We start from the raw sequence: 12,235 nt of genomic DNA, 5'->3' as shown, positions 1-12,235 counted from the left end.
CTTGAATCAATAATGCATTCTTGGTTTAGACGTTCCTTTAAAGGCACCTATTGCCAGGTAGCTTATATAAAGAAGGATAGCAAAAGCACCATCAGTGATTACCCATTCCAAAATTGATTGTGGTAATCCGAGCATCGCCACTATTCCAAAAAATATCCCAATAATGACTAATGCTGCGATTGCAAAAAAATGATTGTCAGTCATGAAAATCTCCTTAATTAAAAGTTATTGAGTTTGAAAAATATGTATTGTACTGCTTATGACGGAATACTTCACAAGAAGTTCACAATTATTTCACAAATAATTCACAATCAAATTAATAGCTATGAACTTGTTTTGGTATTCCTTCCTACTTACTAAGGCTAGTGAGATAAGGACTCTGGATAAGAACAGGGGAGACACTAACTTGCTGGACTGGCAGGCTCAATCTGGAACAGAAGATGTCTGTGCCACTGACGTTGATCCGGCAATGCTAACCTGAAGGCTTAGGTTAGCGTAGATCAATTGCATAAATTGATAATGGGCTGAATGTAGGATGCCATACAAGAGTATGCGCGAGCGAAGCATCGAGAAAAAATTCAAGTGCTGGTGGCTGCTGAGAAACAGATTAGGTACGTTGGTTTTATTCACATGCAAAAAATCTTCAGGAAAACAAGGAAACGGGATCGCTGTTTGTTAAACAACATCCTTCTCCTGATCAACAGGTGCGCAAAGGTGTATTTATTGTCTTCATTAGCAGTTACCAGTAAAACGCAGAAGCATACCGCACTACCCGCACATGCGACCTCTCGCGAAAAAGCAGGCAGATGGCTGTCTTGTGGGTATATGGGTATAAATTTCCATTGACACCTCAAGGCTTCAATGATTAAGGCAGGACTCAGTACATTTATACTATAAAATAAGTAATAATGACCTATTGGTATTAAGAAACATTTCCACTAATATCTACCTCCAGCTTCGGCTAAAAATCAACTATCCAGTGATTCAGATTTATCAACAAAAATTCGTCGCAAAAGCTTCGTTGGTGGGGTTAATGATCAATATGCAACAAAAACTTGAAGGATTGAACATGTTATTCGATATAAATAAAATTCAAATCGGTGGCATCCGGCGAATTGCTGTGCTTACTGCATTTTTCTTGTCAATCGGCTTTACTGGCATGAATACGCATGCGCACACACCCCATGACATGGTAATTGCATTTGCCGCATCACCTGATTATGCCAACGACAAAACGATGTTTCTAATCAGCGATGGCGCGTTTACCGGCTGGTATTACGACCAAGTTATGCGTTCAACTGACGGTGGTACAACCTGGATCAACCTAGCGAATGGTTTGGACCATCCACTCGAATACAGTTTTATTCGCGTCTCTCCAAAATTTACGACCGATCAAACCGTTTTTGCGGGACTCAAAGGCAAAGGCGGTGTTTATCGATCAACCAACCGTGGAGATTCGTGGGAATCCTATAACACAGGCCTTGCCGCTTCAAACAAAATTATTAAAAAAATGGAGGTCGCAGAAACAAGCAGTGGTTATGTGGTTTTCTTTAGTGAAGGCAATGGAGCTCTTTTCCGCCGTTCCAATACAGATGCACAGTGGACCCAAATACTCGACAAAACTAATAAAGTAGCTGCTATTGCGGTATCACCCGACTTTGCTACCGATAACACCTTGGTGATTGCAAGCGATACTGGATATTTACGAAAGTCTACCAATGGAGGCATTGACTGGATCGAATTGGGGAACCCAACAGGAACCATCATCTATGATATGGCCATTGCACCAGGAGGCGCAGCGGAGATATTCCTGGCTACCCCACTTTTCGGGATTTTTTATAGCAGCGATGGTGGAAATACTTTTGTCAACAAAGGTACTGGCTTGCCTAACGAGGCGATCAATAATATAGCTGTTTCACCAAACTATGCGATCGACCGCACAGTATTTAGTACCAGCCTGACTCAAGCGGTATTCAAGTCCATTGATAGTGGCGATAAATGGACCCTGTATGACTCGGGCGCTGTAGTCACCGTTCAAACATCATTACTCAATGAAATGACTGACTTACAAGTATCGCGCACTTATGCAACAGATCAGACAGTATTTTTACCGGTATTCGATGGACTTTTCATCTCGAAAAATGGTGGCAGCACATGGAAGCAAAGTCAAACACGTATTGGCATACTGACAGGTCTCGCGCTATCTTCAAATTTCAACATTGATCAAAAAATGATTGCCACAACATATGTTGGAAGAGGCATCGCTATTTCTGCGGATAGCGGCACAACCTGGTCTACCAGTGGCTGGCCCAACCCGACAGGGCGAAAAATGAATTTCTTCGATTCGCAGATCGTGAAGAATGCCAATGGTACTCAAACAATCGTTACTGCGACCAATGGATACGTGGGATCATCTAATAATTTTGGAGACAGTTTTACCGTTAGGTTCATTCCTAGATTTCCTGAGATTAGAAAGGATCTTGTCTCTCTCACGGCCCTAGCAGCATCGCCAAACTTTGCAACCGATAAGGAGATTTACCTCGGCTCAAGACTCCATGGATTGCTGCAAACCAAAGACGCTGGAAAAACTTGGATTTTGCAACGCGGAATCCCGACGAATCATCCTATTACAAGCGTAGCAGTATCGCCAAATTATGCCACTGATCGCACTGCATTTGCCGCTACTCGTGCTGGAGAATTATGGCGTACCCAGGATGGCGGGAATACTTTCTTACGCGTAGGTGCCAGTTCGATCATCCAAACCGGATGGGCTGGACAAAGATATATGTGGGTTGCGATATCTCCGCAATTTGCCATCGATAATCTTGTTCTCGTTGGCACAACCAGCGGCATTTACCGCTCGACCGATGGCGGCACCACTTGGACAAAAGAAACCGATGCTTCAGTTGGAGCAAATGCCGTTATTCTACAAGTGGAATTTTCGCCCAACTTCGGCACCGATCGAACGATTTTTGTCAATGTCCGCGGCAAAGGATTGTTTAGTGCAAATCTGGATGGAGTAGGCGCAGTCACAGCTTCGCTGAATACAACTTCATCGCTGCTTGGAAATGAGAATATTGAATTCATTGAGTTCAAGATATCGCCTACCTTTGCATCAGATTCTACGATTGTGGGTGCTGCAAGAAAAAATATCTACAAATCAATGGATGGTGGTTTGACTTGGATCGTATCAGGATCCCCTGACAATTAAAGTATCGAAGCTTGCAAAAAAGCCACTCAATTAAGATCGAGTGGCTTTTTTTTCGCAGGTTTTCCACTAACCAGAATATTGAATGAATATTTAAAAACAAATTGATTTAATGTGATTTCTTTAAATCAACCAAGATCTGATTCAGGATTTTCAGGCGAGGTGCAGAACCTTCTTTCGAGGATCCAGATACTTCAATTTACGCCAATGCGGAAAGCTATTAAAAGACTGAACTCGATTTACCAAAATGGTAGTTGAGATAAGCGCCAACAACCGTTATTGAAATTCACGATTATTCATGGGTCAATTCCGTTTTATCATTCAACTCTATCCAGAAGAATGGAAAAATATTTTCGTTGAACTTTACGAAATATCCACAGAACCTAATCTGTGAATATCAAATTTCTTTGGAGAAGTTTATGCGCAATATGTTATTAATCGCGATAATTCTTTGCGTTCTTGTCTTAAGCGGGTGCGGCTACAATACACTTCAGTCTGCTGATGAGCAAATTAAAGCCAGTTGGGCAGAAGTACTCAATCAATACAAGCGGCGTGCTGATTTGATACCCAACTTAGTCAATACCGTCAAGGGATTCGCTGCTCAAGAAAAAGATGTATTGCTTGGAGTTACCAATGCTCGATCCAGAATTGGCAGTATTCAAGCGACTCCAGAACTAATCAACGACCCTGAAACTTTTGCCAAATTCCAGAATGCGCAAGGAGAACTGTCCAGTTCTCTTTCAAGGCTTTTGGCCGTAGTCGAGAATTATCCCGAGTTAAAATCGGATGCCAATTTTCGTGATTTACAGGCACAACTGGAAGGCACTGAAAATCGCATCACAGTGGCACGCAATCGATATATTAAAGCAGTTCAAGAATACAATACTACAGTCAGGTCTTTCCCCAGCAATCTAACAGCCATGCTATTTGGATTTCACACAAAACCCAGCTTCACTGTGGATAATGAGCACGAAATTTCTATAGCACCAAAAGTTGATTTTGATGCGCCGAGATTGGAAGGGAAATAAACTCAGTTAATTATCTTTCATGACACCTACTTCAATCAGCAATAATTCAGGCTTCAGCATCTTGCGTATGTGTTCAAGAACCGTTGTCCTACTCGCAATTTTTTTGATAATCACTACGATTAGAGCAGAAATCGCCATTCCTCCTCTTAAAACACATGTGACTGATTTAACTGGAACACTCTCGGCTCATGAAATTTTGCAACTAGAGCATCAATTAGCAACATTTGAAAAAACAAAAGGCAGTCAAATTGCCGTATTAATTGTTCCCACTACTCAACCTTATACTATTGAGCAATACGCAATGCGGATTGTTGAAACATGGAAATTAGGACGCGAAAGCATTGATGATGGCGTACTGCTACTGGTTGCAAAAAACGACAGAAAGCTTCGCATAGAAGTCGGTTATGGCCTGGAAGGCGCATTACCCGATATTACAGCGAAACGAATTATTGCGGAAATCATTACACCTCATTTTAAACAGGAACAATTTGGTGAAGGTATTGAAGCAGGTATTAAAGCGATAATAAGTTCGGTCAAAGGTGAAGCACTACCACTCCCGAGAAATGCGCACAACAACTTGTCAATCTCACACACAAACCTTGAAAGCCTAATCTTCATCCTAATTTTTTCTACCGTTATCGGGAGAATATTACAGGTATTCCTGGGTCGTCTGGTTGGAGCTAGCGTGACTGGAATTGGTTTGGGATTTGTCGGCTGGTTATTTTTCTCTTCGTTAGTGGCAGCCATTCTCATCGCTGTTGCAGTATTCATTTTTAATCTTTTTATTCACATCAACCCAGGAATCTATCGGAATGGACGAGGTAACTGGTCAAACTCCAGCATTAGGAGCGGCGGATCTGGTGGTGGAGGATTCAGTGGTGGTGGTGGCGGCAGTTTTGGCGGCGGCGGCGCCTCTGGGAGATGGTAAATGAATTTTGCTCGTATATTACGTCATCTTACTATCGGACAATGGATGCTTCGGCGTGCATTCCCCGCAACTACCCTGGCATCAATTGAACAAACAATCCAGCAATCGGAAATGAGTCATAGCGGTGAAATCTGCTTTGCAGTGGAAGGCGCACTTAATACCTTTGCGCTAATTAAAAATCAAACAGCTCGAGAGCGGGCTATTGAAGTTTTTTCACAATTGCGAATATGGGATACCGAGCAGAATAATGGAGTGCTGATTTATTTGCTGCTGGCTGATCGAGACGTAGAAATCATTGTAGATCGGGGCATCCACAACAAAGTTTCCAACGAGGAATTGGAAAACATCTGCCGTACCATGGAATCTGCATTTCGTCAGCAGCAATTTGGAGCTGGTATCATCCAAGGCATTCATACTATCAGTCAGCATTTAAAAATGCATTTTCCATATGATCCCATGCAAGACAAAAATGAGCTTACCAATAAGCCCATGATACTGTGAGAATATTATTATTTGGATATGGAAATCCTGGATGTGGAGATGATGCGCTGGGCCCTTTATTGATCGAACATATTGATCAACTCAGACTGATAAATACCAAGTGCCTCATTGAAATGCAATTGTTGATCGAGCACACAATCGACTTATTAGAATTTGATCAGATTGTTTTTATTGATGCAGACATGTCATGCGCAGAACCATACCAATTCTCAACCATACATGCCGAGAAAGACACGAGTTATACCAGCCATGCGTTAACACCATCTGCATTATTATTTACTTATCAGCAAATTTACCAACGCACTGCCCCATCTTCTTTTTTACTTCGCATTCGAGGCTATCAGTTTGAATTGGGAGAGAAACCAAGTAATCAGGCAAAAATGAACCTGCAAGCAGCTATCCTAAAAATTCAGCATTGGCATTCACAATGCACATGATGAACTAAATATCATCATGATTCCTTGCATAAATCATCCCATCCACTGAATGAGTTAGGCTTAATTCAGACTATGAACGCAGATGCATTCTGCGTAACACTTTACCACTACGCCATTGCATCTATGCAAAACAGAGCTAGCGTTACTTACCCAATATTTTCTAGTACCCCATAAGTACGTTTTGGCGGTATCATGATTGTTTGTTACTATCGATTTTAATAGTAGTTCAGTAGAAAGACAAAACATGCATGAACTTTCGCTCGCTGAAAATTTGTTGCAAATTATTGAAGAATCCGCGACTGAACAGCACTTTACAAAGATTAAAACCGTATGGCTGGAAATTGGAGAATTGGCTTGCGTTGAGCAAGAATCGTTGCGATTTTTTTTTGATGTAGTATCCCAGGACAGTTTGGCTCGGCAGGCCAAGCTCGAAATCATAAAGATTGCTGGACAGGCGGTTTGTACTTACTGCAATCTCAACTGCTTGATTTCGACCTATTATGAGGCTTGCCCACATTGTGGCAGTTATACATTGAAAGTCATTCAAGGATGCGAGATAAAAATCAAAGAATTAGAAGTTGAATAAAGGGGATCAAATGTGTGCAACTTGTGGATGCGGTATCGGACAAACACGCATTAATGGAAAAATAATTCAATCACTCCATCTTCGGAATCCAATTCACTTTCGCCCATTGAAGCCTTCTAATAATCACGACCATGCCCCGTTATTATCGATTAAAAACAATCGCACTTCAGAAACTCTTGATTTCGGAACAGGTATCGCCGATAAGCACGCACCCGGCATGAGCCACGGAAGAATGATCAAAATCGAACGCGATATTCTGGAAAAAAATAACCAATATGCCACTGAAAATCGTTGTTACTTATCCAAACTGGGTGTTTTTGCGCTCAACTTGGTGTCCAGTCCAGGCTCTGGTAAAACTACTCTCCTAGTCAAGACTATTCAAATACTCCAAAATAAATTGCCTATGATTGTAATCGAGGGCGATCAACAGACCGATAATGATGCGGCGCGAATTCGTGAAACTGGTATTCCAGTAACACAAATCAATACGGGCAAAGGTTGTCACTTGGACGCATTTATGGTGAAACAAGCCATACAGCAAATATCTCCACAGCAGAATAGTGTTTTGTTTATTGAAAACGTTGGCAATCTAGTGTGTCCATCGAACTTCGATTTAGGTGAGGCACATAAAGTGGTTATTTTGTCGGTTACCGAGGGCGAAGACAAACCACTCAAGTATCCAGATATGTTTCATGCTGCTGATCTAATGCTGTTGAATAAATGCGATTTACTACCATATTTGTCTTTTGATGTCGATTTGGCAATTGAATATGCCCATCGCGTCCACCCCGGATTACCGGTGATTCAAATCTCAGCAACACTGGGTAGTGGCATGCAAATCTGGGTTGATTGGATTGAAGCTAACCGCCTTGCTATTCCTCCAGCAAATTCAAATTAGATACAAGCCAATTCCACACTTGTTTAATCGATCAGACATTATTATTCCGTTGGCAATCAGCGGACCCGCTATTCTGGCTTGCGGGGCTTGGTTAAAAAATACCATTTGTTTGACGCAAGAAAACAAGGCATATATCTCATCGCTCATCGGAGATTTAGCAACAGCAGATGCTCGCTATCAATTGGACCAAACCGTACAAAGCATGTGTAAAAATTACACGATTCAACCTGAACTGGTTACGCATGATTTACATCCGGATTTTTACAGCACACATTTTGCCCAGGCTTTTGCTGAGCACCAGCATATTCCAACCCTTGCCGTGCAACACCATCACGCACACATTGGTGCTATCTGTGCAGAGCATCAACTTACTCAGCCGGTATTGGGTTTGGCGCTGGACGGTGTAGGGTTAGGAACCGATAATACCCCTTGGGGTGGCGAATTATTAAAGGTGGAAGGTGCACGTTTTGAACGGTTAGGCCATCTAACTACATTAGCTCTGCCAGGTGGAGATCGGGCTGCCCAAGAGCCTTGGCGAATGGCTGCGGCTGTGTTGGCTCGTTTAAATCGCAGCAAGGAGATTACGCAACGTTTTTCTGATCAGTTTGCTAGCGCAATTGTCGCCAGCATGCTGAGTAAAAACTTGAACTGTCCACAGACTTCTAGCATGGGAAGATTATTCGACGCTGCAGCAGGTCTGCTCGGTGTCAGTCTCACTCAATCCCATGAAGCACACGCACCAATCCAATTACAAAAATTGGCAGAACAACATGGACCTGCATGTGCTCTGACTGACGGTTATCAAATTACAGAAACAAATAATTTGGATTTCTCTCCATTATTAATGACTTTAATCGACGACTGCGATTTAAAGCAAAATCTTCCATATGCTGCGGCTCTATTTCACGCTACCTTAATTGAAGGGCTAGCAACCTGGACAGAAATAGCCGCTGAAAAACATCAAGTTTTCATTTTGGCATTGGGTGGCGGTTGTTTTCACAATACGGTGTTACGATACGGCTTAGTCAATCGATTAAACGCACCACGCTTTCATTTGTTTTTTTCACGACAATTACAGCCCGACGATAGCGCTATCGCTCTTGGTCAGGCTTGGGTGGCATTGCAAAATGCCTGCTTATAATATCGATTAAAATAATAGGTTTAACAATGAGTAATTATGTACAACGCTTTTTGCTGGAAAAATTAGACATACGTGGCGCTGTCGTGCATCTCGACTCCGTCTGGCAGGAAATGTTATCCGGACGCAACTATCCTCAACCAGTCACAAAACTGTTAGGTGAAATGAGTGCAGTCACCCTGCTTTTGGGTGAAAACCTCAAACAAACAGGTCGTTTGACCATTCAATTAACGGGTAGCGGACCCATCTCCATGCTGATACTGGATTGCACTGAGAGCTTACACTTGCGTGGCATGGCGAAATGCGAACAAACCATCGAAGCACAATCAGTTCCAGACTTACTTGGCCGTGGTCATTTACTTATTACACTCGATATGACATCGATGCGCGAATCTTACCAAAGCATCGTACCGCTTGATGGCAATACCATTTCTGAAATTTTTGAGCATTATTTCAAGCAATCCGACCAATTGCCATCGCGCTTGTTTCTGGTCACTGCTAACAACGCAATTTTTGGTTTGCTACTTCAGAAAATGCCCGATGCTGACGCGCGTGATCCCGATGGATGGATACGTGCCGAAGCTCTAGCAAATACAATCCATGATCATAAATTATTCGATCTAACCGCAGAAGAAATATTAACACGTTTATTTCATGAAGAAACCATCCGCATTTTTGACACTCAGTCGGTTGAATATGGTTGCCAGGAAGATATTGCCAAGATTTATGCCATGCTTCGCACACTAGGACGTGAAGAAGTTGATTCTATTTTGAAAGATTTTGGCGAGGTCATTGTTAGTGATGATATCTGTAATTGCGAATATCGCTTGGATGCACTAGCTATTGATGCAATATTTCGGGAAGCTGGACCAACAGTTCATTAAACCTGAATACACAGTATTTCTATATTGTGAATACTACAATAACTACGGTCACTAGCATTAAAGCACCATGATTCAGTTGATTATATTCATAGTCCACCAACCCCAATGCAAGCGTAATTAAAATTCATATTTCTTGAATCGAAAGTATTTTCTAAAAATCTTTTCCAATTAAATTACTGCAACTGTCTGATTCAATGAAAATTGAAACAACCTTTCCTAAGTTCGTTGCTCAAAAAGATTATATTTTTTCAATGGGCCGTCGTTATTACTATTTCACACAATATTCACAATAATACGATATGATCCGGTATATAATAACCCCGTTGAACGAACGGTTTATTCCAAGCCGCTTCTAAACTGTGGTTTTCAAGAAAAAACTTAAGCAAGGAGAAAAATTATTATGGTGCCAAGAATTGCTCATGTTGATGACGATTCAGATATTCGTGAATCAGTTCAACGTATATTATCCAAGCATGGATACGCAGTTGATAGTTATCTGTCAATGCAAGAATTTATTGATTCATTAGAGGATGAAACCAAACGGCCAGATTTGGCCATTCTGGATGTCATGGTTGAATCAATGGATGCCGGATTGATCACTTATGCGAAAGTCCACAAGCAATATCCTCAGATTCAAACTATTTTTCTGACATCTTTAGGTGACATGATCAGGCCCTATTTTGAAGACGGTTCACATGAATGGGTTTGCATTATGGAGAAACCTGTTGAGCCAATCAGCCTGATGGCAACGATTAATGAGCGCTTGAAAAAGGCAGGAGAAGCTGCATAATTTTGTGCAATACTCCATAGTATGGCAATTATAGAATTTTCCTGGAATAAGCCCAGCAATCAAGGCATATTGCTTGAAATTAAGGGAGATAAGCTTAAGCTTAGCGACGATGTTCTGATTAGTAATATCCGCTGGTTCATCACCTTCCGCTGGATACTCATTGCTTCACTGGTTTTTTTCGAAATTCTGATGCTTTCAGCATCAGATGCGTTGACGCAAGTAGGCATCAATGAACAGCAAAAATGGCCTGTTGCCATTATTATCGTACTGATTGTAGCCAATATTGCTTACATCTTCGCGTTAGATCATTGCAAACCAAGCAGATATAACTCGCCTTCAATCAATTTATGGATTCAGATCATTGTTGACTTGATCTGCTTATCGGTTGTCGTGCATTATTTTGGAAGCACCTCCACACCCATTTCTTTTTTCTACGTACTGCATATTGCTCTTGCCTGTATCTTTTTTTCTACCCGTGAAAGTCTCTATGTCACAATTCTAGTCTGCTTCATGGACTCTATCGTAATCTTTGCTGATAATTTTCTAATCTCTCAAGCACCGCTCTCTACACTGCTGAATACTCAGTTTTTGTCTGAGAGTGCGCGCAAAGATGGCGCTATAATATGGATGCTTTTTCTTGATATCCTTTTTCTTGTTGTTTGGTATGTGGTCTCAAGGCTTTCTCTCATCGTTCGTGCTCACGAGCACCATCTTCTTGATGCTTATAGACAAATTAACCAGGCACAAGTTGAAAAAGACCAATATGCATTGTTAATTACGCATCAACTTAAATCTCCTCTTGATGCCATCCGCAGCAAAATAAATTTAATCAAAGAAGGTTATTTGGGTGACACAACCCAAGAGGTCAGTACTGCACTGGCACAAATGGATTATCGGGCAAAAAATATGTCTGCTCTAATACTTGATCTACTCCGACTGGAACGATTAAAAGATACCTGTCTTAACACTGCAGTTTTCGAACCTGTTGAAATTCAAGCCGTCCTGCAAAAGTGTATTGAGAAATTGACCCCAGTTGCCAACTCTAAAAAAGTCGCACTCAATTTATCTATTGAGAACTTTATCTGCAAGGTAATTCCTGATCAATTAGAAATACTGCTAGAAAACATCATTACCAATGCAATCATCTATTCTCATGAAAATACCAGCATTGAAATTTCATCTCTAATTGATCGGAAGAATTTGCATGCTAGCATTACTATCACCGACCATGGTATCGGTATCGAAGAGAAGGATCTGCCCAACATATTTAACGAATATTTTTATTCTCCTAGAGCAGCGCTCCATAACAAGGCAACAAGCGGCATTGGTTTGTCGATCGTCAAGATCGCGGCTGAAAACAATCGATTGAAAATAAGGATTGCTAGTGAACCGGGAGTAGGCACTACATTCACGATTATCTTCGGTACTATAAAAAGACCCATTGCAACTGGAAGTGCCAAATCAATACCTTTAACCGATGCCAATTTTTCTTAATTGAGTCCAACTAATGGGTGCAGTTGAAGTAGCTTCACTTGATTGGACAGGTAATCCATAGCCTAAGTGACAACCTTGCGATTAAAGCTTGAGCTGTTTTTTGTATTGCAGTCAGGTTCCAAATAGAACTCATTTTGAGTTTTGTCGTCAAGCGCAGTGTGATGTCTATTCCGGCTATAGGGCATGAAATATTTTTCTAAACCTCGCTTTGCATCACTTACTTTATCGCAGGCGCACAGATATGCCTCTTCGTATTTGATGGTAAGCGTCCAACTGAATCGCCCCGGGATTGCCGGAGACTCTATTTCTTGAGAGGATAGAGTAATGAAAAAAACAAATGAGA

12 protein-coding genes are annotated in these 12,235 nt (G+C 41.4%); 11 read left to right on the top strand and 1 reads right to left on the bottom strand.

The features are described 5' to 3' along the window. Window positions 1-6: 6 nt before the first annotated feature. On the bottom strand, window positions 7-204 hold the full coding sequence (locus tag C7H79_RS03340; protein ID WP_106705877.1) for a C4-dicarboxylate ABC transporter: 198 nt from the start codon (window positions 202-204) through the stop codon (window positions 7-9). Between the two features lie 829 nt (window positions 205-1,033). Here C7H79_RS03340 and C7H79_RS03335 point away from each other — a divergent pair. From C7H79_RS03335 to C7H79_RS19665, 11 genes are all read left to right on the top strand, one after another. Beyond that, a complete protein-coding gene (locus C7H79_RS03335) occupies window positions 1,034-3,211 on the top strand; it encodes a WD40/YVTN/BNR-like repeat-containing protein (RefSeq protein WP_242447116.1) in 2,178 nt (725 codons plus the stop codon). A gap of 416 nt (window positions 3,212-3,627) precedes the next feature. Continuing rightward, window positions 3,628-4,236 (top strand): LemA family protein, encoded by a 609-nt coding sequence (locus C7H79_RS03330; protein ID WP_106705876.1) that lies wholly within the window; start codon window positions 3,628-3,630, stop codon window positions 4,234-4,236. A gap of 67 nt (window positions 4,237-4,303) precedes the next feature. Continuing rightward, a complete protein-coding gene (locus C7H79_RS03325) occupies window positions 4,304-5,164 on the top strand; it encodes a TPM domain-containing protein (RefSeq protein WP_172592337.1) in 861 nt (286 codons plus the stop codon). Then, window positions 5,165-5,665, top strand: coding sequence for a TPM domain-containing protein (locus C7H79_RS03320; protein ID WP_106705875.1), 501 nt, complete (start codon window positions 5,165-5,167; stop codon window positions 5,663-5,665). Then, the gene (locus C7H79_RS03315) at window positions 5,662-6,102 is read left to right on the top strand and encodes a hydrogenase maturation protease (RefSeq protein WP_106705874.1); all 441 of its coding nucleotides are present in this window, start codon (window positions 5,662-5,664) and stop codon (window positions 6,100-6,102) included. Before C7H79_RS03320 ends, C7H79_RS03315 begins: the two co-directional genes overlap by 4 nt. A gap of 244 nt (window positions 6,103-6,346) precedes the next feature. Continuing rightward, on the top strand, window positions 6,347-6,688 hold the full coding sequence (gene hypA / locus C7H79_RS03310; protein WP_106705873.1) for a hydrogenase maturation nickel metallochaperone HypA: 342 nt from the start codon (window positions 6,347-6,349) through the stop codon (window positions 6,686-6,688). A 10-nt stretch (window positions 6,689-6,698) separates the two neighbouring features. Further along, entirely contained in the window at window positions 6,699-7,586 is an 888-nt protein-coding gene (hypB, locus tag C7H79_RS03305) for a hydrogenase nickel incorporation protein HypB (RefSeq protein WP_106705872.1), read from the top strand. A gap of 19 nt (window positions 7,587-7,605) precedes the next feature. Then, window positions 7,606-8,727, top strand: a complete 1,122-nt coding sequence (locus tag C7H79_RS03300) for a Kae1-like domain-containing protein (RefSeq protein WP_106705871.1) — start codon at window positions 7,606-7,608, stop codon at window positions 8,725-8,727. Between the two features lie 26 nt (window positions 8,728-8,753). Continuing rightward, window positions 8,754-9,608, top strand: a complete 855-nt coding sequence (gene hslO, locus C7H79_RS03295) for an Hsp33 family molecular chaperone HslO (protein ID WP_106705870.1) — start codon at window positions 8,754-8,756, stop codon at window positions 9,606-9,608. 400 nt (window positions 9,609-10,008) lie between these two features. Further along, on the top strand, window positions 10,009-10,398 hold the full coding sequence (locus C7H79_RS03290) for a response regulator (protein ID WP_106705869.1): 390 nt from the start codon (window positions 10,009-10,011) through the stop codon (window positions 10,396-10,398). Window positions 10,399-10,419: 21 nt separating this feature from the next. Continuing rightward, window positions 10,420-11,892 carry a sensor histidine kinase gene (locus C7H79_RS19665; RefSeq protein WP_106705868.1) on the top strand — a complete coding sequence of 491 codons (1,473 nt, stop codon included), beginning with the start codon at window positions 10,420-10,422 and terminating at the stop codon, window positions 11,890-11,892. The last annotated feature ends 343 nt before the right edge of the window (window positions 11,893-12,235 follow it).

Origin of the sequence: Nitrosomonas supralitoralis (assembly GCF_003011925.2) — a bacterium.
GTDB classification, from domain to species: domain Bacteria; phylum Pseudomonadota; class Gammaproteobacteria; order Burkholderiales; family Nitrosomonadaceae; genus Nitrosomonas; species Nitrosomonas supralitoralis.
Note: the sequence above shows the minus strand (reverse complement) of the source record. Positions and strands in the feature narration are given on the sequence as shown.